The organism is Geobacillus sp. JS12 (assembly GCF_001592395.1).
Classification (GTDB): Bacteria; Bacillota; Bacilli; order Bacillales; family Anoxybacillaceae; genus Geobacillus; species Geobacillus zalihae.
This window is the reverse complement of the sequence record NZ_CP014749.1, coordinates 2,839,236-2,860,571: the sequence shown is the minus strand read 5'-3', so window position 1 is coordinate 2,860,571 and position 21,336 is coordinate 2,839,236. Positions and strand designations below refer to the sequence as shown.

Below are 21,336 nucleotides of genomic sequence, written 5' to 3'. Positions count from 1 at the left end.
ATCACCGCTGGCTGACCATAGAGGGCCATTAGCTTTTCAAGGCGTTTGCCTGAGGGCTGCAAGGGCGAAAGGGTGGAAGTTGGTTGACACAATAGTTAAAAAAGTATAATATTTATAAAGGATTAGGATAATAATAATCGACTGTTATCCTAATTAACACTATTGTTTTATTATATATCAGAATATTAAATTCATTTTAAAAATAATAGAAATGGGGGATACAATGAAAACGAGAGATGTGCTGTTTACTGGATTGATGCTCTTTTCCCTCTTTTTCGGTGCGGGGAACTTGATTTTTCCGCCATATTTAGGGATGGAAGCAGGAACGGCCGTATGGCCGGCGATTCTTGGATTTATCGTCACCGGTGTTGGGCTGCCGTTATTGTCGGTCGCGGCGGTGGCGTTCGCCAAAGACGGCATCCGTTCGCTCGGCAACGCCGTTCATCCGCTGTTCAGCCTTTGCTTTTCCCTTGCCGTGTATTTGGCGATCGGTCCGTTTTTCGGCATTCCACGCGCCGCCAGCGTCGCCTATGAGATCGGAGCGAAACCGTTTTTTCTTGAGGGCAGTGCAGCGGCGATGTGGCTGTTTACCGGCATCTTTTTCAGCCTCGTATACTGGCTCAGCTTAAACCCGTCGAAGCTTGTGGATCGCATCGGCCAGCTGTTGACGCCGGTTTTGTTGCTTTCCATTGCTGTGCTTTGTGTGGCTGGGCTGGTCCGTCTGAATGACCCACAGGCGGCGCCGGCTGAGAAGTATGCCTCGGCGCCGTTTGTGAAAGGAATGCTCGAAGGATATCTAACGATGGATACGATCGCGGCGCTCGCTTTTGGTATCGTGGTCATTCACGCGCTTCGGGATCGCGGGGTGGATCGACCATCGCTGCAGGCGAAGGCGACGATACAAGCGGGGGTGATCGCCGGACTAGGGCTTGCACTCGTTTATGCCGGCATTGCCGTCATTGGCGCGAGAATGGCTGGCACCGGTGCATTTGCCAATGGAGCCGAGCTATTGTCATACGTGTCATCGCTGCTGTTTGGCGGCGGCGGGAAGTTGCTGTTGGGCGTGATCGTGGCGCTTGCCTGCTTAACAACGGCGGTTGGTCTAGTCGCTGCTTGTGCGCAATACTTTCAAGAGCTCACCCCGACTGTTTCGTACCGAACGTATGTCATTGTATTAACCTTATTTAGCTTTTTGATGTCAAACCTCGGCTTAAATGCGTTGATCGCTGTTTCCGTTCCAGTGTTGACGATGCTGTATCCATTGGCGATCGTGCTCGTCGCCCTGTCGTTTTTCCGCCGCTTTTACCGTGGTTCGGCGAAAGTGTACGGGATGGCGTTGCTCTTTACCGGCATGTTCAGCCTGTATGACGGTTTGAAAACGATCGGGCTGGAGACGGCATGGTTAGAACCGCTCCTCTCATGGGCGCCGCTGTTTTCAGTCGGGCTCGGCTGGGTTGCCCCTGCGCTGATCGGCGCTGCGCTTGGCTTGATGATCGATCGGCCGTCCGCAACGAAACGGAAACATGCGGCGTAAAGGGCTGACTCAAAAGGTCATGTACGCCCGGTCGGGGGAATAATATGAATATAAAATCCGTCTGATGTATATATATGGAAGAAGGGAGGATGCCTCGTTGCTTTTGGGGCATTCTCTTTTTTGTGTGGAAAATAGTTTTTTGTTCGAGCAACGGGGCGGAACCCGTGAAAACCGGCAGGCGATTCGATATAATGAGAACAAGCGACAATAGCCGCAATGGATCAAAAAGGTGTGAGGAACGATGAGAATCACGATCGCCGGGGCGGGATATGTGGGGCTGGTGACCGCCGCCTGCCTGGCTGATAAAGGGCATGATGTCATATGCGTGGATGTCAATGAGGAAAAAATTCGGCGGTTGAATGAAGGAATCGTCCCCATTTATGAACCGGGGCTCGAACCGCTCATCCAACGGAACAGCGCTCGCCTTCGCTTTACCACAGACGATGCGGAAGCGTATCGATGGGCGGAAGTGATCATGGTCGCGGTCGGCACCCCGCCGTTGCCGGATGGTTCTGTGCAGCTTGACGCCGTTTGGAAGGCGCTCGGCCGCATTGCGATGGCGGTGGAGCGCGACTGTTTGGTGGCGATCAAATCGACGGTTCCGGTCGGCACAGGGGATGAGGCCGCGCGTTTTGTAGCAGAAAATGGACGCTCTGGGGTGCGCATCGACATTGTGTCCAACCCGGAGTTTTTGTCACAAGGAACGGCGGTGCGCGATACGTTGCAGGCGCCGCGCATTGTGTTAGGCGTCGAATCGGAGAGAGCGGAGCGGATGATGAAGGACCTCTACGCCCCGTTTGCGCTCCCGTACGTCGTGACGGACCGGAGAAGCGCCGAGATGATCAAGTACGCGGCCAATGTGTTTTTGGCGTTGAAAATTTCCTACATCAACGAGATCGCCAATGTATGCGAGTTGGTAGGCGCTGATATTCAGGCGGTGGCGGAAGGAATCGGCATGGATCCGCGCATCGGCCGCCGCTTTTTGCGCGCTGGCGTCGGGTATGGAGGCTCATGCCTGCCGAAAGATGCAAATGCCCTCTATTCCTTGGCGGCTTCCCACGGCTATTCGCTCAAAACGGTATGGGCGGCGATCGACGTCAATGAGAAACAAAAATGGAAACTTCTTGACAAAGCGCGTCTGCACATTGGGGATTTCCGCAACCGGACGGTCGCCGTGCTTGGCGCCGCATTCAAGCCGGGCACCGATGATGTGCGCGAATCGCCGGCATTGGCGAACATCGAACGGCTCATTGCCGAAGGAGCAGTCGTGCGCGTCTGGGACCCAGCCGCTCTCGAACATGTCGTCCGCCGTTTTGGCGATGCGGTCGTTTGTTGTCAGACGATTGAGGAAGCCATTCGCGGCGCGGATGTTTGTTTCATTTTCACCGAATGGCCGGCTGTGCTGCAATTTGACCTTCACCGCTACAAGACGCTGATGAAAACACCGCTTGTGGTGGATGGGCGGAATTGTTACGATCCGAAGGCGGCAGAAGCCGCCGGCTTAATCTACGAGTCGATCGGGCGGCCGGTGGTGGGTGGAGCGACAGGCGTTTCGCTATACGCACCGGTCGCTACACAAGCAGAAAAAGAGGGGTAAAGAAAGCAGCTGTGCCCCATCTGTTCTCTGGCGATGGTTCGTCCCCAGCGATGGCGGGAGGCGCTGCCTGCTGAAGGAATTGGATGGCATTGCGATGCTGAGGATTGTTCGTTTAGGCGCTTTCTAAAAACGTGGTGATGCATTTTTGTATCTGCAACGAGCCGTTGGGGAGTTTGAGGAAGAAAGTGAATCGGACGAGGGTGTTGTTTGCCGATAGGACGGGGATAGTGAGGAGGTGTGCTCCATTCGTATTCGATTAGGCATATTTGGTGCGGACGATTCGCTGTCAATTATTCAGGCGGTGGCGCAAGAGTACAAAGAGCTTGTTTGCGTTCCCGTTGTGTATTGGGATGAAAGTGAAGTGATCGATTTGATCCGCCCGCTCGCGTCAGAGGTTGATATGTGGCTGTTTTCCGGACAAGTGCCGTATTCGATCGTCAAGCAGTCCGGTGAGGTCGATGCGCCGCTGTTTTATGTTCCACATATTGGTGCCAGCTTGTACCGCACACTGCTGCAGGCGCACTATACGGAGCAGATTCCGGTCAGCCGACTTAGTTTTGACACGTACGAGCGTCGCGAAATCGAACGGCTGCTGGAAGAGGCGGGCATCGAAGAACCGATTCCATACGTCAAGCATTACGAGGGAGGCATTTCGGCCCAGGAACTGTCCGACTATCATTACACCCTTTGGAAACAAGGGAAAACGGAAGCAGCGGTCACCTGTTTGCGGACAGCCCATCTCGAACTAGAGAAACTCGGGATGCCGGTGTATCGGGTATTGCCTGCCCGCTCGGCGGTGGAAGCGGTCATCCAAACAATCATTCGCACCGGACAGATGCTACAGGCGCAAGATGCGCAAATCGCCGTGCAAATGATTGAAGTCGATGCGATGCAGGCGGCCTCCCCAGAGACATTTTCGACCGATGACATATATCGTCTGGAGATGAAGACAACGGAAAAATTGCTACGGTATGCAAAAAAAGTCCAAGGGTCGCTGAAAAGTGCCGGACCGGGCCGCTATGTCATTTTTACGACAAGGGGCGCATTAAAAGAGATCACCGATGGCTATAAAACGGTCCCCTCGGCCGAGGAGACGGAGCTCCTTTACGGCGAGGTCATCGCGTGCGGAATCGGCATCGGCCGAACGGCGTATGAGGCCGAAATTCAGGCTGGGAAGGCGTTTTTGCATGCGAAACAAAGTGGACGGGGTGCGTGGATGGTGGTGTTTGATGACGGAACGATCTCGGGTCCGTTAGGAAAAAGTGTGCACCTCCGCTATTCGCTCGGCGGCGGAGAACTGCGGCAGCTGGCGGAGCGGACGGGATTAAGCGCCGCGACGCTCTGCAAATTGAAAGCCATATTGCAAAAACGCGGAACCAACGAGATCGAAGCGCATGAGTTGGCTTCTTATATGCGGATTGTGCCGCGCAGCGCCCGCCGGATTTTAAACCAATTGGAGACTGTGGGCCTTGCCGAAGTGGCCGGGGAGACAAACCCGTATCCGCGCGGGCGTCCGCGCAAAGTATACCGCATTTTCTTATAATCGCTCGATCAGCTTCTGCCTTTAGCGCCAGGCAGAAGTTTTTTGTTGTCTTGAAGACGTTTTTATTATTTGTATTATTTGAAAATTTCCTCTGTTTCCATTATAATTAAGGACATATCCGAAAATTATCCGTAATTGGCGTGAGGGGAGGATAGCTTGATTCAAGGGGAACGTCTTTGGCAACGGCTCATGGAACTAGGGGAGGTCGGCAAGAAACCAAGCGGCGGCGTCACGCGCCTCTCGTTCACTGCTGAAGAGCGGAGGGCCAAAGATCTCGTCGCTTCTTACATGCGCGAAGCGGGGCTTTTCGTATATGAAGACGCGGCTGGCAACTTGATCGGACGGAAAGAAGGGGCGAATCCGGATGCTCCGGTCGTCCTTGTTGGGTCTCATCTCGATTCGGTTTACAACGGCGGTTGCTTTGATGGACCGCTCGGGGTGTTGGCCGGCGTGGAAGTTGTTCAGGCGATGAACGAGCACGGGGTTGTGACGCACCATCCAATTGAAGTAGTGGCGTTTACGGACGAAGAAGGAGCGCGCTTTCGTTTCGGCATGATCGGCAGCCGCGCGATGGCGGGGACGTTGCCTCCGGAAGCGCTCGAGTGCCGCGACGCGGAAGGGATTTCCCTCGCTGAAGCAATGAAACAGGCGGGGCTTGACCCGGACCGCTTGCCGCAGGCAGCACGAAAACCAGGAACGGTGAAAGCCTATGTCGAACTGCACATCGAACAAGGACGGGTGCTGGAGGAGGCTGGTCTTCCAGTTGGCATCGTCACTGGCATCGCCGGTCTGATTTGGGTGAAATTTACTATCGAAGGAAAGGCAGAACATGCCGGCGCCACGCCGATGTCATTGCGGCGCGACCCGATGGCGGCGGCTGCCCAGATCATCACAGTGATCGAAGAGGAAGCAAGACGAACAGGGACAACGGTCGGTACTGTAGGACAGTTGCATGTATATCCGGGCGGTATTAATGTCATTCCGGAACGGGTCGAATTTGTGCTCGATTTGCGCGACTTGAAGGCTGAGGTGCGCGATCAAGTATGGAATGACATAGCCTCGCGGGCAGAGACGATCGCCAAGGAGCGGAACGTTCGCCTCACGACCGAGCGGCTGCAAGAAATGGCGCCGGTGCTATGTTCCGATGAGGTGAAGCGCGCGGCGGAGGCGGCGTGCCAAAAACTTGGCTATCCGCCGTTTTGGCTGCCGAGCGGCGCAGCCCATGACGGCGTACAGTTGGCTCCTCTTTGCCCGATCGGGATGATTTTTGTCCGCTCCCAAGACGGGGTGAGCCATAGTCCGGCGGAATGGAGCACGAAAGAAGACTGCGCCGCTGGAGCAGAGGTGCTTTATCATACGGTGTGGCAACTAGCCCAAGGGGAATAACGAAAAAGACAAACGAACAGGGGGAGATTATGGATGACAAAGGAAGAAATCAAACGGCTCGTCGATGAAGTGAAAACGGACGTCATCGCCTGGCGCCGCCACTTGCACGCCCATCCCGAATTGTCGTTCCAGGAAGAGAAAACGGCGCAGTTTGTCTACGAGACGCTGCAATCGTTCGGCGGTCTCGAGATTACCCGTCCGACGAAAACGAGCGTCATGGCGCGCCTTGTCGGCCCAAAGCCAGGCCGGGTCGTCGCCATTCGCGCCGATATGGACGCATTGCCGATTCAAGAGGAAAACACGTTTGAATTTGCCTCCAAAAACCCAGGCGTCATGCATGCGTGCGGGCATGACGGCCATACGGCGATGCTGTTGGGGGCAGCGAAAATTTTCGCCCAGCTTCGCGATCACATTCATGGTGAGATTCGCTTTTTGTTCCAACACGCGGAAGAATTGTTCCCCGGCGGGGCAGAGGAGATGGTGCAAGCCGGCGTCATGGACGGGGTGGACGTCGTCATCGGCACTCACCTTTGGTCGCCGCTTGAGCGCGGAAAAATCGGCATTGTGTATGGGCCGATGATGGCCGCACCCGACCGCTTTTTCATCCGCATCATCGGCAAAGGCGGCCATGGAGCGATGCCGCACCAAACGATCGATGCGATCGCCATTGGGGCGCAAGTGGTGACGAACTTGCAGCATATTGTCTCGCGCTATGTCGATCCGCTCGAGCCGCTTGTTCTGTCCGTGACACAATTTGTGGCGGGTACGGCCCATAATGTCCTGCCAGGGGAAGTCGAAATTCAAGGGACAGTGCGCACGTTCGATGAGACGCTGCGGCGCACGGTGCCACAATGGATGGAGCGCATTGTCAAAGGGATCACCGAAGCGCACGGCGCCTCGTATGAGTTTCAATTTGACTACGGCTACCGCCCGGTCATTAATTACGATGAAGTGACCCACGTCATCGAAGAAACGGCGCGTGAGCTGTTCGGCGAAGAGGCAGTGGCCCGCTTGAAACCGAACATGGGCGGCGAGGATTTTTCGGCGTTCTTGCAAAAAGCGCCGGGCAGCTTTTTCTACGTCGGCGCTAGAAACGAAGAAAAGGGGATCGTCTACCCGCACCACCACCCGCGCTTTACGATTGACGAAGACGCGCTTGAGATTGGCGTGCAAATGTTTGTCGCCGCGACGTTGAAACTGTTGGCGGGGGCGGAATAGCTGTTTTCGCTTGACATATCCAAGGAGGGAGAGAAGATGAAAAGCATCCGTTGGTTAATGATTGTCCCATTTATCGGCATGCTCGGCGGCATTCCTTTTGTGAATCAAGTGACTCCGTACGTGTTTGGCATGCCGTTGCTTCTCTTTTGGCTGGTCGCTTGGGTGATCGCCACTTCGGTTATCATGGCCATCGTGTATCGTTTTGACCCTGCGGTGAAGGAGGATGAGCAGACATGAACTCGGCCTTAGTGATGATTTTTGCTTTCTTGTTGCTGTCTCTTTATCTAGGGGTGCAGGCGCGAAAAGGAAAAGACATGAATTTGGAGCAATGGACCGTCGGTGGGCGCGGATTTGGCACGGTTTTCGTTTTCCTCCTGATGGCCGGTGAAATTTACACAACGTTCACGTTCCTTGGCGGAAGCGGTTGGGCCTATGGAAAAGGGGGGCCGACGTTTTACATCATTGCCTACGGCTGCCTGGCCTATGTGTTATCGTATTGGATGCTTCCGAAAGTATGGAAGTACGCGAAAGAACACCGATTGATGTCCCAATCGGACTTTTTCGCCCGCAAGTACAACAGCCCGATGTTAGGTGTGTTCGTAGCGCTTGTTGGGGTGGTGGCGCTCATTCCGTATTTAGTATTGCAACTCAAAGGGTTGGGCATCATCGTTTCCCAAGCTTCCTATGGTACGATTCCCCCGACTGCCGCTATTTGGATCGGGGTGTTGGCAGTAACCGTCTACGTGATGATTTCAGGCATTCATGGTTCGGCATGGACAGCTGTTGTGAAAGACATTATGATTTTGGCGGTGGCCGTCTTTTTAGGGATCTATCTCCCGTTCCACTATTACGGTGGAATTCAGCCGATGTTTGAGGCGGTTGAGCAGGCAAAACCTGGCTTTTTGACGTTGCCGGACAAAGGCATGAGCATCTCATGGTTTATTTCGACAGTGTTGCTGACGGCACTCGGATTCTATATGTGGCCGCACACGTTCGGGTCGATTTATTCGGCGAAAAGCGCTAATGTTTTTCGGAAAAATGCGATTGTTTTGCCGATTTACCAACTCGTGTTGCTGTTTGTCTTTTTCGTCGGTTTTGCCGCGATTTTGCAAGTACCGGGGCTCGAAGGTTCGGATGCAGACTTGGCGTTGTTGAAATTGTCAGTCCAAACGTTTGATCCTTGGGTGGTCGGATTGATTGGCGCCGCTGGGTTGCTCACGGCCATGGTGCCAGGGTCGATGATTTTAATGACAGCATCAACCCTGTTGGCGAAAAACGTGTACCAAGTGATTGTGCCGTCTGCTACAGATGAGCAAGTCGCGAAACTGGCGAAATACCTCGTCCCGATCATCGCTCTCGTCTCCTTGTACTTTACGTTCCGGGGCGGGGATACGATCGTGGCGTTGCTTCTGATGGGGTACAGCCTTGTCACCCAACTGTTCCCATCGTTTGTGCTCAGTTTGACGAAGCAAAACTTTGTCACGAAGCAAGGGGCGTTTGCCGGCATTTTAGCTGGTGTAGCCACCGTAGCGTATATTAACTTGTCAGGCAGCAGTGTCGGCACCATGTTTCCATCGTTGCCGCAAGCCGTGCAAGATTTGAACGTTGGCATTGTCGCTTTGATTGTCAACACTGTCGTGACAGTTGTGGTGAGTTGGATTCCGTTTGGCCCAGTTACGGTGAAAGAAGGAAAACGGGCGATGTAGGAAAAAAGCTTTATTTTCCTTCACGGGATAGGAAAGAAAGTGGAAAAGAGGAGGCATAAGCGGGCGTGCTTGTGCCTTCTTTTTCGTGTAAGATGAAGATGGTTAGGCGATTTTTGCGATTCCGATCATCGCGGTTGAGGCAGAATCCTAGCTGTAAAGAGCGTGGACAAAATCGCCGTCAAGCGTAGCGAAGTAGTCATAATGATGGTATGTCGCAATGGCGTAGTGCAAGGCATCATAGGCTTCGAGCTGAAGGAACCGCATTTGAGCCAAGGCTAAATCTTGAATGTTGACAAGCATCGATGTATATAGACGCTTGTCCAAAATGTTCATCTATGGCATCTTCATATGTCATCACAAACGACATAATCGGCTACCGTCCTTGTTTGTAGATGTCCACTAATTTTTTGCCAAAGGGAGAAGGTTTGGCTATTTTTTTCCGTAATTCGGCGAATGAAAGATCCTTATCCGGTTTGTTGGCCTGTTCCGTGCAAGACAGTGTCACCCTCATTTTCGTTTCCAAAGCGGAAGGCATATCGATCACCTCATTGATTCTCCTTTCTAAAAATTATAATGCTGACCGAAAAAAATGTACAGATTTTCCTTTTACTACTATACCCATACCCTTGTTCATGAAAACATAAACTAGGGAGAGAATCTCTCTTAAAAGGGAAATGGGGAAAGAAAAAAGGGAACGGAAAAGAAGTCTTCTTTCCAGCCTGTGAGCGAACGATTTTCAAGCAATGGTGAAGCAGCTTTCAAAAAAGAAAATGGAAAAATATCACCCTCCCTGTTATGATGGTAAAGGGTTTAGCGAACAAGGTGTCTACTTTCGTTTGTTGTTTAGGTACCTTGTTTTATTGGTAAAAAGGTTGTTGGCAGGTGAAACGATGAGAGCTTTCCTTTCCCGCTGGCTTCCTGTCATTCTCTGGTGCCTCGTCATTTACACGTTCAGCGAGTCTTCCTGGTTCACCGGGGCGAATACGGCGCATGTGCTGCAGATGATTTTGTCGTACTTGCCGTTCGGCGGAGGGGATGAAGAGGGGCCGTCATGGTTGAACTTTGTGATCCGCAAAGCGGCGCATTTGACCGAGTTTGGCATTTTGGCCGCGCTTGTGTGGCGGGCGCTGTTGCCCAAGCGGTTTGCGTATGCGGGCGCTTGGCTGTTTGCGACCGCCTACGCGGCGACCGATGAGTGGCACCAATCGTTTGAACCGGGGCGGACGGCGACGCCAAAAGATGTGGCGATTGATTCATGTGGGGCGCTGATTGCGCTTTTGATCGTCTTTGTTTGCCGCTGTTGGGCAAGGACCAAGCATCGGGCGGTCAAACGCGGCGTATAATAGAACAGATCTCTCTCAACGTATAGGCCTAAATGCAAACGGAAAGAATGGCCAATAACAAGTTTGCGAGAAAAGGGAGAGAGAGTCATGGTCGCGTTTATCGCAGGAATGTTTGTCGGCTCGTTCGTGATGCTCGTCACCATGAGCATGATGGTGGCGGCCAAACAGGCGGATGAAGCAAGCGAACGGTGGAGGGAAAAGTGAGAAGTCCCTTGCGGCAGGCAAGGGATTTTTTTGTGAAAGTGCTATGCGATCATGTTTACGTCAGCTTGCAAAAAAAGCGCGCATTGTTTGAGGATGCCTTTAATCCAATAGCAATGGCTCGATGGCCTTTAAAGCCCAAAATAAGAACAGGACGATATTGTACCGCCTTGCCCTTCCTGAAAACGAAAATATATATCGTAAATACCACCCGGCTGCATCATTCTTCATCTAGCCACCGTTGATGCACAGGATTATCGGGATTCACAGTCACAACACCATCAGGGCTAACATCCAATAAAGGAGCAGAAGGCAACCGATCAAAACAAATGCTTGAACTGGAAGACGCATTGATGTTTGCGTATCGATTTCGCACAGCAGGTTTAGCATAAATCGATCTTAATGACGGTGCTCGCACATCTTTTCGCCTTGAAATGGCTGATCTTCGCAACTGGCGATTCTCCTTTCTGCGCATACGCTATCACCACCTTAGCAATAGCAGCGGGATCGATTGGCTTTGTCACGAAAGTCTATACCGCTCTTTCCCTCGACCGGCTCCGTCAACCATCAGAGGTCATAAGGAAACACATCTTTGTTCATACTAAAGAAAAAGATTGCAAAAGAAAGGAACCTACCATGCTTCGTGAACTCGACTGGATGACGTACATCATGATCATTTTGGCCAGCTATCGGTTCACTCACTTGATCGTCTTTGATAAAATCACGGAATTTATTCGCAATCCGTTTATGAAAAAAGAGAAAATCCAACACGAGGACGGGAGTACGGAAATCAAGAAAGTGCCGAAATCGAAATTCGGTTATTTGTTGAACTGTTACTGGTGCGCAGGCGTATGGAGCGCGATGTTTCTCGCGCTTGGGTATTTATTCATCCCGAAGATCGCCATGCCGTTGATTTTTGTCTTTTCCATCGCCGGGGCGCAGGCGATTTTGGAGACGTTTGTCGGGGTGGGGACGAAGGCAATCGATCTGTTGTCGGCGGCGAAAAAGCGGATGGACTAAGGCGTGTTGGCGGCAGAGGGCGGGGAACATTTGCGGGCGTGCGGCGGAAACATGCGACACGCTCGCTTTTCTTGCTTTTGTCGATACATCATGGTTGACTTATATAAGTATTTAATTATATACTGATTGACGGAAACCATTTCGTTGGTCGGCGTGGCCGTTTCATGATGGTTGTTCGTTTTGATATAAGCAAATCATGATATGATGATGAATGGAGGAGGTTATATGCCGCAACTCGCAATGGAGATGGAAGCGACAGCCCGGGTGTTGAAGCTACTCGGTGATCCGACGCGGCTGACGATTTTGGCGATTTTGAATCAGCGGGAGTGCTGTGTGTGCGAGCTGCTGGAGGTGTTTTCGACCAGCCAGCCGGCGATCAGCCAGCATCTTCGCAAGTTGAAAGACGCCGGGCTGATCCAAGAGGAGCGGAGGGGGCAATGGGTGTATTATTCGCTCCGGCCGCAAAGCGAATACTACTCCCTGCTGCAAGCGGTGTTGTCATACGTTCCGGACCAAGACGAAAACATTCGCAAAATCGAGACAGCGAATCCCGCGGCCCGCTGCGGGTGCTGATGATGGACAACGGGGTGAATGATGATGGATTGTTGTGAACCGAAGCGGTTGTCGTTTTTAGACCGCTTTTTGACGGTATGGATTTTTTTAGCGATGGCGGCTGGGATTGGAATCGGGATTTGGGCTCCGGGGCTGGTGGATGGGTTGAACCGCCTGCAAGTCGGTACGACCTCGATTCCGATCGCGATCGGCTTGATTTTGATGATGTATCCGCCGCTGGCGAAAGTGCGCTACGAGGAAATGGGGCGCGTGTTCAAAGATGTGAAGGTGCTCGTTTTGTCTCTCGTGCAAAACTGGGTGATCGGCCCCATTCTCATGTTTTTGTTGGCGGTCGTCTTTTTGCCTGACAAGCCGGAGTATATGATCGGCTTGATTTTAATCGGGCTTGCCCGTTGCATCGCCATGGTCATCGTCTGGAACGACTTGGCGCGCGGCGACACGGAATACGCAGCAGGACTTGTCGCCTTCAATTCCCTGTTTCAAGTGCTGTTTTTCTCGCTGTATGCGTATGTATTTGTGACGGTCATTCCGGAATGGTTCGGGCTTGAGGGAGCCGTTGTCGAGATCACGATGGCGGAAGTGGCGAAATCGGTGTTCTTGTATTTAGGCGTTCCGTTTTTGGCCGGCATGGCGACAAGGTTTGTGCTTGTGAAAGCGAAAGGGCGGCAATGGTATGAAACAGTGTTTGTGCCGAAAATCAGCCCGCTGACGCTTGTTGCGCTTTTGTTTACGATCGTGGTGATGTTTTCGCTCAAAGGCGATATGATCGTCAGCTTGCCGCTCGATGTTGTGCGCATTGCGATTCCGTTGCTGCTATATTTTGTCATTATGTTTTTTGTGTCGTTCTTTTTGGCGAAAAAATTGGGGGCTGGCTATCCGGTATCGACGACGCTGGCGTTTACAGCGGGGAGCAATAACTTTGAGCTGGCGATTGCTGTGGCGGTTGGGGTGTTTGGCATTCATTCGGGCGCGGCGTTTGCGGCGGTCATCGGCCCGCTGATTGAAGTGCCGGTGATGCTGGCGCTTGTCAACGTCGCCTTGGCGTTTCAGCGAAAGTATTTTTCCTCGGTCACTCCAACATCAAAGTAAAGGTGGGAATCAACGATGAAGAAAAAAATCATTTATTTCTTATGCACCGGAAACTCATGCCGCAGTCAAATGGCGGAAGGCTGGGCGAAACAACTTCTTGGTGACGAATGGGAGGTGTACAGCGCCGGGATTGAAGCGCACGGGCTCAATCCGCATGCGGTGAAGGTGATGAAAGAAGTCGGCATCGATATTTCGAAGCAAACGTCTGACGTCATCGACCCGAACATGTTAAACCGCGCTGATTTGGTCGTGACGCTGTGCGGCCATGCGGCCGACCATTGCCCCGTCACCCCGCCGCACGTGAAGCGCGTCCATTGGGGCTTTGACGATCCGGCGAAGGCGGAAGGGACGGAAGAGGAGAAACTCGCGGTGTTCCGCCGCGTCCGCGATGAAATTGGCGAGCGCATTCGCCGGTTTGCCGAGACGGGGGAATAGGACGGTGCAGCGAGGCAGGCGCAAAGAGCGGGGAAACTGTCTTGCGCAGCAACCGCTCGTCGAAGTGCGGCCGGAAACGGGGAAGTGGCTGGGCGGACGAAAACCGCTCGGCGTGACAAAGATGGTGAGAAGCCATCTTGTCGATCCATCGAACGTTTTGACAGACGAAATGAGCACATCGATGAAGGCAGTGCCACATCAGGTCACTGGGGGAGAAATCAAATGGAGTTATTTCATCAGTTAGCTCGCCGAAACATCAAAATCCGTAAACAGTCCGGTTTCGGAGCGCAATGGCGACAACAGTGGGAAGAGGCGTTTGCCGGCCATTTGACAGCGGAAGAAAAACAACGCATCCACCTTCATAATCGGAATGGAGTCAACGGCTACTTATGGCACCTGTTCAGCTATGGGATGAGAGGCTGTTTCACAGGAGAAGAAGCGGAAATGGCGTTTGATCAAGAAGAGAAAACGTGTTGCTATCTTTTCTTTCAACATGGCGACGATGCGTTCACCGTGGAGGATGCGTCCGGCTTGAAAGCCGCCGATCTGGCAGCGGAAAACGACAAAATCGATCTATACGTAGTGGACAGCGAGTTCAACTGGACGTTTGTCATGACGCATGAAAGCGGATGGCTTGGTCCGTATTTTAGCAGAAGGTGACAGCCATGGCTTATCGGCGGCCAAGGAAATCCAATGAGACAGAAAGAAAAAGAGTTCCAACCTAGCCCCAGGCAGACTAGGTTGGAACTTTTTTATTACCGCTGATCGGCCGGGAACACGATGCCGGTTTGTCTTCGCGCTTCGTCCATGATTTCCATCGTCCAAAGCGAATGACGGTGCGAGTTGATCGCTGATTCGCGCGCTCCGCTTTCAATGAGATCGATGAATTCTTTCACTTCATAGTACATCGGCGGCTTGTCCTGCGGCGCGGTGATGTCCTCGACCCGTCCGTCGCGGTAGCGGATTTCCGCTTTGGTTGGTGTGTGGATGGCGTCGATGATCATGTTTCCGTCTTCCCCTTGAATCTCCGAAGGCAAGTGCGAGTTCGTGATTTTGGAATAAAAGACGACTGCGTCCATGTCGCCGTAATCGAGCACGATCGAGCCCTCGCCATCAACGCCGGATTCGAGCTTCACGCTTTGCGCCTTCACGTTGCGGGGCTGGCCGAACAAAACGACCATCGGGTACAGGCAATAGACGCCAAGGTCCATCAACGCCCCGTTGGAGAAAGCGGGATTGAAGGCGTTGAGCACCGTTCCTTGCTTATAGGCGTCATAGCGCGATGAGTATTGGCAATAGTTCGCCACGTAGCGGCGGATGCGGCCGAGTTTCGGCAAGTGCTCGCGGATGGACCGGAAAGTGGGGAGCAGCGTCGCTTTCATCGCTTCCATCAATACGACGCCGTTTCGCTCCGCCGCTTCGATCATCGCTTTGACTTCTCTCGCATTGGAGGCGAGCGGTTTTTCGCATAAGACGTGTTTGCCGTGGTTCATGAGCCAAATCGCCTGCTCGGCATGAAGTGCGTTCGGGCTGGCGATATAGACGGCATCAATGTCGTCGCTTTCGGCCAGCTTTTGCAAGTCGGTGAACGTCCGCGGCGCCCCGACTTTGTCGGCAAACCGCTTTGCGGTCTCCTCGGTTCGCGAGTAGACGGCGGCAAGTTCGAAGGAATCGACGAGGCGCGCGGCGTCAAGAAATGCTTCGGTGATCCAGTTTGTGCCGATGGTTGCGAATCGAATCATGTTGTTTGGCCTCCTTCATTTGTATCGCCCCCCATTGTACCACAAATCAACGGAGAGGCTTCGTTTTGTCATCGTCATGGAGCAAGTGTGCTTTTCTCTCTAGTTTTCATACAGCTCGATCGGCAGCCCGTCCGGATCTTGGAAGAAGGTGAATCGTTTGCCGGTCGCTTCATCAACGCGGACGGGTTCGGGATCGATGCCATGTTGGCGCAAGTAGGCAATGGCTTCATCGAGGTTGTCCACCGCCAAAGCAAGATGGCGCAGTCCGCACGCTTCCGGGTAGCTTGGGCGCTTCGGCGGGTTTTCAAAGGAAAATAGCTCAAGCTGAATGCCGCCATCAGCCTCCAAATCGAGTTTGTACGAACGGCGCTCAGCGCGGTATTGCTCACGGATGGGGCGAAATCCGAGAATTTCTGTATAAAATCGTTTTGATCGTTCATAGTCCGAGCAAATCAAAGCGATATGGTGAATCGTGGCAAGGCGCATGTCAATTCCTCCTTATATAAACGGGTGATGCCGTTGAACTAGTTTTATTTTTCAATTAGAAAAACCTTATAAAACCAACTTCTTTTTCACCCAATGCCGCCGATTGGCGCCTGTATGGCTCATACTGGGAAAAACAGCCTCCCCGCCGTTTTGGACCCGTTCCCGGTGTTTGGGGACAAATGAAATCGAAAATGTTATGTTGCGATAATGGAAGTTGCTGTCGTTGATTGTCGAAGCGGGCGAAAAATGTCTGCTCTCCTTATATTGACAGTTTGACAATCTATAGACTATCATAAATCTTGTAGGTTGGAAAATTTAAAATATTCATTTGATATTTTGGTAGAAAAAAACGAATGGTCACCACGTTTTTTTGTAAGCGCTTAACTTCTATGTTTCCTCATGATCGCCGCACCATGGATGCTGCACCATTGTGTTTGTTTCCCATCACAGCATGAGAACAAGGGGAAGGGGATATGGCATGATCTACGAATTTAAATTGCCTGACATCGGCGAAGGGCTGCATGAAGCGGAAATCATCCGCTGGCTCATTCGCGAAGGGGATGTGGTCAAGGCCGATCAGCCGATCGCTGAAATTCAAACGGATAAGGCGATGGTGGAAATGACGACGCCGGTCGCTGGCAAAGTGGTGGCGCTTGCCGGGCCGGAAGGGGCGACGGTGAAGGTTGGAGAGCCGCTCATTGTCGTGGAAACCGAGGCGTCGGTCGTGGGGGAAGCCGCGCCCATCGAAGATTCGGTTCGGGAGCCCGTGCCTGTTCTGCATGGAGAAACGCCTCGTCCTGCGCGCAAACGGGCGATTGCCGCGCCGTCGGTGCGCAAGCGGGCGCGGGAGTTGGGCGTTCCGATCGATGAAGTGGAAGGAACGGGCGAAGGCGGCCGGGTGACGCTCGCCGACTTGGAGCGATATGTCCGCGAGCGGGAAGCAGCCGTGGCGGTGGCAGAGCAACGTGAAAGGAGCGGGGCCGCGGTTTTGCCAGTTGGGGGCACGGCGATAGAGCAAAAGGCGGACAAAGCCGCATGGACGTCCATCGCCAGCACGGAGCTTGTGGTTCCAGAAGAAGAGCGCATCCCGCTTCGCGGCTTGCGCAAAAAAATCGCCGAAAAAATGGTGAAATCGGCGTACACGGCGCCGCATGTGACCGGGATGGACGAGGTGGACGTGACGAAGCTCGTCGAGATCCGCAAAAACCTGGCCAGCGAGCTGGCCAAGGAGCAGATCAAGCTGACGTATTTGCCGTTTATTATTAAAGCGGTGACAAGGGCGCTGAAGCAATATCCGATGTTTAACGCTTCGCTCGATGAAGAGACGAATGAAATCGTCTTGAAAAAGCGCTATCACATTGGCATCGCGACGGCGACGAAAGCGGGGCTTGTCGTCCCTGTCATCCGCGACGCCGATCAAAAATCGATCCGCGAGCTCGCCGTTGAGATCGCCGAGCTGTCGGAAAAAGCGCACCGCCAGGCGCTTCGCCTTGACGAGCTGCAAGGAAGCACGTTTACGATCACGAGCACCGGCGCGGGCGGAGGGTGGTTTGCGACGCCGATCATCAACTATCCGGAAGTGGCGATTTTCGGAGCGCATGCGATCAAACGGCGCCCGGTTGTCGTCGGCGACGAAATTGTCATCCGCGATATGATGGGAATGTCGCTCACCTTTGACCACCGCGTCATTGACGGCGAGCCGGCCGGGCGGTTTATGCGGACGGTGGCCTACTATTTGGAAAATCCGGAAGTGCTGCTCTTGGACGTGCGGTAGGCGGCGCGCGGTTAGGAGGACATGTCTTCGTGCTGGAAGAGAGCGAGCGCCAAAGAGAAGCAGCTGGGCCGTGATGAAAAAAATGATGAGGAGGGAAGCCCATGTTTGATCCGGACCAATTGTCGGTCGAGGTCGTGCAAATTTTGGACGAAAACGGAAACGGCGACGAGAGGCAGCTGGCGGCGTTTTCCGATGAATGGCTGCTTCGCGCCTATCGGGAAATGCGGCGGGCGCGCGTCATTGATGAGCGGCTGTTGCGCATGCAGCGGCAAGGGCGGATCGGGACGTATGCCCCGTTTAGCGGCCAAGAGGCGGCGCAAATCGGCAGCGCCCTTGCGCTTCAAAAAGACGATTGGATTTTCCCGAGCTACCGCGAAGTGGCGGTCTGTCTGATGCACGGCATGCCGCTTGAGCAGTTTTTCCATTACGTGCAGGGCCGCTTGTCAGGGAAACGGATACCGGAGGGAGTGAACATTTTCCCGACGCAAATTATCATCGCGGCTCAGACGCTTCATGCGGTCGGCTGCGCGTGGGCGTCGAAATTGAAGGGGGAGCCGCAAGTGTCCGTCGCATATTTCGGCGATGGCGCAACGTCGGAGGGCGATTTTCATGAAGCGATGAATTTTGCCGCGGTGTACAACGTGCCGGTCATCTTTTTCTGCCAAAACAACCAATACGCCATCAGCGTCCCGTACCGGAAGCAGACGGCCAGCCGGACGATCGCGCAAAAGGCGCTTGCGTACGGGATGAAAGGGGTGCTCGTTGACGGCAATGACGTGCTGGCGGTGTACGAAACGATGAAGCAGGCCGTCGAAGCCGCTCGCCGCGGCGAGGGGCCGATGTTGATCGAGGCGCTCACCTATCGGCTTGGGCCGCACACGACGGCGGACGACCCGACGAAATACCGTCGGCCGGAAGAGGTGGAAGCATGGCGGGCGAAAGATCCGCTCCGCCGTCTGCGCCTGCTTTTGGAACGGCGCGGATTATGGACGGAAGCGCAGGAAGACGCGCTTGTCGCCCAAGTGAATGATGAAGTGACGGCGGCGTACGAGGCGGCCATCGCCAGCAAGTCCGGTTCGATTGTCGATGCATTCGATTGTGTGTACAGCGAGGCGCCCAAATTGCTGGCCGAGCAAAAAGAAGAAGTGATGCGGCGCAAACAACGGAGCGGGGTGAGATAAATGGCCGAGCTGACGATGATTGAAGCGATCAATGAAGCGATGCGCCAGGAGATGGAGCGCGATTCGCGCGTCATCGTGCTTGGCGAAGATGTCGGTGAAAACGGCGGCGTCTTCCGGGCGACGGACGGGCTGCTTGCGCAGTTTGGCGAGGGGCGCGTGTTTGATACGCCGCTGGCGGAATCGGGCATTATCGGCACGTCTATTGGACTGGCGATCAACGGCATGCGCCCGATTGCCGAAATTCAGTTTCTCGGGTTTGTGTACCAGGCGATGGACCAGCTGGCGGCCCAGGCGGCGCGCATCCGCTTCCGCTCGGCCGGACGGTTTTCGTGCCCGATCGTCGTGCGCAGCCCGTACGGCGGCGGGGTGCGGACGCCGGAATTGCACTCCGATGCGCTTGAGGCGCTGTTTACCCATTCGCCGGGCTTAAAAGTCGTCATGCCGTCCAATCCGTACGATGCGAAAGGGCTGCTCATTTCCGCCATTCGCGATGAAGACCCGGTTTTGTTTTTGGAGCCGATGAAGCTGTATCGGGCGTTTCGCATGGAGGTGCCGGAAGAACCGTACACGATTCCGCTCGGCCAGGCGCGCGTCGTGAAAGAGGGCGATGATGTGACGATCATCTCTTGGGGGGCGACGGTGCCGCTTGCCGCCAAAGTCGCCGCCGAGATGGAAGCGAAAGGAATCCATGCGGAGGTCATCGACCTTCGCTGCCTGCAGCCGCTTGATATCGACACCATCATCACTTCGGTGGAAAAAACAGGACGGGTGATGATCGTCCATGAAGCAGTGAAAACGGGCGGGTTTGGCGCCGAAGTGGCGGCCTTGATCAGCGAGCGGGCGCTGTTTTCTCTATCAGCTCCAATCGTGCGTATCGCCGGCTACGACACGCCGTATCCGGTGCCGTCGGTCGAGGATGATTGGCTGCCGAACGCCGAACGCATCGTGGAAGGGATCGAAACGTTGCTGCGATACTAAACGAACCATGCCATCCGGGTCGATCGATCCACCATCAGAGTGCGTCAAGAGAAAAGGCGGCGCATCGATGGGTGGCGCCGCTTGATCCGATCGGGTGAGGAGGAGAACGATGAACGTATACGAATCACTGCTTGAATTGATCGGCGACCGCGAGCGGGTGAGCATCAATGAAACGGTGCTCGAACACCACAGCAAAGGCATCGCCTACCATGCGCCGCATAAGCCAGATGTCGTCGTGTTTCCGAAAACGGCGGAGGAAGTGGGCCGGGTGATGGCGTTTGCCAACGAGCATCGCATTCCGGTCACACCGTTTGGCGCCGGCACGAGCTTGGAAGGGCACGTCATTCCGGTCCAAGGCGGGATTAGCCTTGATTTGACGTTGATGAACAATATCATCGACATTCGCCCGGACGATTTTCTCGCCATCGTCGAGCCGGGAGTGACGCGGCTGCAGCTGAATGAGGCGCTGAAGCGATACGGGTTGTTTTTCCCAGTCGATCCGGGGGCGGACGCGACGATCGGCGGCATGGCGGCGACGAACGCGAGCGGCACGAACTGCGTGAAATACGGCGTCATGCGCGATCAAGTGCTCGGATTAGAGGTGGTGCTCGCGGACGGTTCAGTCATTCAGACGGGAAGTTTGGCGGTGAAATCGTCGGCCGGCTATGACTTGACCGGCTTGTTCGTCGGATCGGAAGGGACGCTTGGCGTGTTCACCCGCCTCGTCGTCCGCCTGCACGGCATTCCGGAGGCGACGAACGCCATCAAAGTGTGCTTCCCGTCTCTCGAGACAGCGGCAGGGGCTGCGTTTGCCATTTTGCGGTCCGGCGTCGGCCCCGGCAAAATCGAGCTCGTGGACGAGGCGACGATCGCCGCGGTCAATGCGTACAAAAAAACCGATTACCCGGTGAAGCCGACGCTCTTTATTGAACTGAGCGGCAGCCCGTCAAGCGTCGAGGAAGGGACAAAGCTTGTCAACGAATTGTGCGAAGCGGAGGGGGTGGTTTCGTTTATGGTCGAGACCGACTCGCTCGCCCGTGCGAAGCTGTGGGAAGCGCGCCACCATGCGGCGTTTGCCATTCAAGCCGCCTATCCAGGCAAGGCGATGCTCTCCACCGACGTGTGCGTGCCGCTGTCCGAACTGCCCGGCGCCATCGCCGATACGCGTCGGCTCGTTGACGAGCAGAAGATGACCGCCGCGATTTTCGGCCACGTCGGCGACGGCAATTACCATACGGTGCTTGCCTTTGACCCGAACGATGCAGATGAGATGGCGCGGATCGAACGCGTGCACACCCATATCGTCCGCTATGCCTTATCGCGCGGCGGCACGTGCACGGGAGAGCACGGCATCGGCCTTGGCAAACGGGCGTTTTTGCGCGAGGAGAAAGGAGACGCCGTCGTGTGGATGAAACGGCTGAAACAATTGTTTGACCCAAACGGCATTCTCAATCCGGGGAAAATCTTTTAATCATGCGGACGCTCTTCATCCCTGCCTGTTGGCGGGGATGTTTCTTTTGATCGGTGGGC

Annotated in this window: 22 protein-coding genes; 19 read left to right on the top strand and 3 right to left on the bottom strand. The window is 54.3% G+C overall.

Annotated elements, in window-relative coordinates; translation table 11 throughout:
* The first annotated feature begins 223 nt into the window (after positions 1–223).
* From brnQ to A0V43_RS13970, 7 genes are all read left to right on the top strand, one after another.
* Positions 224–1,534 (top strand): branched-chain amino acid transport system II carrier protein, encoded by a 1,311-nt coding sequence (gene brnQ, locus A0V43_RS14000; RefSeq protein ID WP_063193390.1) that lies wholly within the window; start codon positions 224–226, stop codon positions 1,532–1,534.
* A 241-nt stretch (positions 1,535–1,775) separates the two neighbouring features.
* Positions 1,776–3,131, top strand: a complete 1,356-nt coding sequence (locus tag A0V43_RS13995; protein WP_063193389.1) for a UDP-glucose dehydrogenase family protein — start codon at positions 1,776–1,778, stop codon at positions 3,129–3,131.
* A gap of 235 nt (positions 3,132–3,366) precedes the next feature.
* Positions 3,367–4,674: a helix-turn-helix domain-containing protein gene (locus A0V43_RS13990; protein WP_063193388.1), complete on the top strand. Its 1,308-nt coding sequence runs from the start codon at positions 3,367–3,369 to the stop codon at positions 4,672–4,674.
* A 156-nt stretch (positions 4,675–4,830) separates the two neighbouring features.
* Positions 4,831–6,060 carry a Zn-dependent hydrolase gene (locus A0V43_RS13985; RefSeq protein WP_063193387.1) on the top strand — a complete coding sequence of 410 codons (1,230 nt, stop codon included), beginning with the start codon at positions 4,831–4,833 and terminating at the stop codon, positions 6,058–6,060.
* 33 nt (positions 6,061–6,093) lie between these two features.
* Positions 6,094–7,278: a M20 family metallopeptidase gene (locus tag A0V43_RS13980; protein ID WP_063193386.1), complete on the top strand. Its 1,185-nt coding sequence runs from the start codon at positions 6,094–6,096 to the stop codon at positions 7,276–7,278.
* Positions 7,279–7,314: 36 nt separating this feature from the next.
* Positions 7,315–7,515 (top strand): DUF3311 domain-containing protein, encoded by a 201-nt coding sequence (locus A0V43_RS13975; protein WP_063193385.1) that lies wholly within the window; start codon positions 7,315–7,317, stop codon positions 7,513–7,515.
* Positions 7,512–8,984 (top strand): sodium:solute symporter family protein, encoded by a 1,473-nt coding sequence (locus A0V43_RS13970; protein ID WP_063193384.1) that lies wholly within the window; start codon positions 7,512–7,514, stop codon positions 8,982–8,984. The genes A0V43_RS13975 and A0V43_RS13970 overlap by 4 nt, the downstream gene beginning before the upstream one ends.
* A gap of 147 nt (positions 8,985–9,131) precedes the next feature.
* On the opposite strand, the gene A0V43_RS13965 is transcribed toward A0V43_RS13970, so the two are convergent.
* On the bottom strand, positions 9,132–9,317 hold the full coding sequence (locus tag A0V43_RS13965) for a hypothetical protein (RefSeq protein ID WP_063193383.1): 186 nt from the start codon (positions 9,315–9,317) through the stop codon (positions 9,132–9,134).
* Between the two features lie 557 nt (positions 9,318–9,874).
* Between A0V43_RS13965 and A0V43_RS13960 the strand changes: the two genes are divergently transcribed.
* From A0V43_RS13960 to A0V43_RS13930, 8 genes are all read left to right on the top strand, one after another.
* Positions 9,875–10,327 carry a VanZ family protein gene (locus tag A0V43_RS13960; RefSeq protein WP_063193876.1) on the top strand — a complete coding sequence of 151 codons (453 nt, stop codon included), beginning with the start codon at positions 9,875–9,877 and terminating at the stop codon, positions 10,325–10,327.
* An 87-nt stretch (positions 10,328–10,414) separates the two neighbouring features.
* Positions 10,415–10,531, top strand: coding sequence for a DUF3789 domain-containing protein (locus A0V43_RS19340; RefSeq protein WP_128578038.1), 117 nt, complete (start codon positions 10,415–10,417; stop codon positions 10,529–10,531).
* A gap of 633 nt (positions 10,532–11,164) precedes the next feature.
* Positions 11,165–11,548, top strand: a complete 384-nt coding sequence (locus A0V43_RS13955; RefSeq protein ID WP_063193382.1) for a DUF1360 domain-containing protein — start codon at positions 11,165–11,167, stop codon at positions 11,546–11,548.
* Between the two features lie 225 nt (positions 11,549–11,773).
* Positions 11,774–12,121, top strand: coding sequence for an ArsR/SmtB family transcription factor (locus A0V43_RS13950; RefSeq protein WP_063193381.1), 348 nt, complete (start codon positions 11,774–11,776; stop codon positions 12,119–12,121).
* A 24-nt stretch (positions 12,122–12,145) separates the two neighbouring features.
* Positions 12,146–13,210, top strand: coding sequence for an ACR3 family arsenite efflux transporter (arsB, locus tag A0V43_RS13945; RefSeq protein WP_063193380.1), 1,065 nt, complete (start codon positions 12,146–12,148; stop codon positions 13,208–13,210).
* Between the two features lie 15 nt (positions 13,211–13,225).
* Positions 13,226–13,645, top strand: a complete 420-nt coding sequence (gene arsC, locus A0V43_RS13940; protein ID WP_063193379.1) for an arsenate reductase (thioredoxin) — start codon at positions 13,226–13,228, stop codon at positions 13,643–13,645.
* 4 nt (positions 13,646–13,649) lie between these two features.
* Positions 13,650–13,889 carry a hypothetical protein gene (locus A0V43_RS13935; RefSeq protein ID WP_236930831.1) on the top strand — a complete coding sequence of 80 codons (240 nt, stop codon included), beginning with the start codon at positions 13,650–13,652 and terminating at the stop codon, positions 13,887–13,889.
* Positions 13,868–14,305, top strand: a complete 438-nt coding sequence (locus tag A0V43_RS13930; protein WP_060788603.1) for a DUF4275 family protein — start codon at positions 13,868–13,870, stop codon at positions 14,303–14,305. Before A0V43_RS13935 ends, A0V43_RS13930 begins: the two co-directional genes overlap by 22 nt.
* Positions 14,306–14,400: 95 nt before the next feature.
* Here the strand turns inward: A0V43_RS13930 and A0V43_RS13925 are convergent, their stop codons facing one another.
* Complete coding sequence (locus A0V43_RS13925) at positions 14,401–15,387, bottom strand: Gfo/Idh/MocA family protein (protein WP_063193378.1); 987 nt, start codon at positions 15,385–15,387, stop codon at positions 14,401–14,403.
* 99 nt (positions 15,388–15,486) lie between these two features.
* Positions 15,487–15,873, bottom strand: coding sequence for an SMU1112c/YaeR family gloxylase I-like metalloprotein (gene gloA2, locus A0V43_RS13920; RefSeq protein WP_033011380.1), 387 nt, complete (start codon positions 15,871–15,873; stop codon positions 15,487–15,489).
* Positions 15,874–16,351: 478 nt separating this feature from the next.
* On the opposite strand from gloA2, the gene A0V43_RS13915 reads away from it, so the two are divergent.
* From A0V43_RS13915 to A0V43_RS13900, 4 genes are all read left to right on the top strand, one after another.
* Positions 16,352–17,647 carry a dihydrolipoamide acetyltransferase family protein gene (locus tag A0V43_RS13915; RefSeq protein WP_063193377.1) on the top strand — a complete coding sequence of 432 codons (1,296 nt, stop codon included), beginning with the start codon at positions 16,352–16,354 and terminating at the stop codon, positions 17,645–17,647.
* A gap of 101 nt (positions 17,648–17,748) precedes the next feature.
* On the top strand, positions 17,749–18,828 hold the full coding sequence (pdhA, locus tag A0V43_RS13910; protein ID WP_063193376.1) for a pyruvate dehydrogenase (acetyl-transferring) E1 component subunit alpha: 1,080 nt from the start codon (positions 17,749–17,751) through the stop codon (positions 18,826–18,828).
* Positions 18,829–19,806, top strand: a complete 978-nt coding sequence (locus tag A0V43_RS13905) for an alpha-ketoacid dehydrogenase subunit beta (protein ID WP_063193375.1) — start codon at positions 18,829–18,831, stop codon at positions 19,804–19,806.
* Positions 19,807–19,915: 109 nt separating this feature from the next.
* Complete coding sequence (locus A0V43_RS13900) at positions 19,916–21,277, top strand: FAD-binding oxidoreductase (RefSeq protein WP_063193374.1); 1,362 nt, start codon at positions 19,916–19,918, stop codon at positions 21,275–21,277.
* Positions 21,278–21,336: the final 59 nt, after the last annotated feature.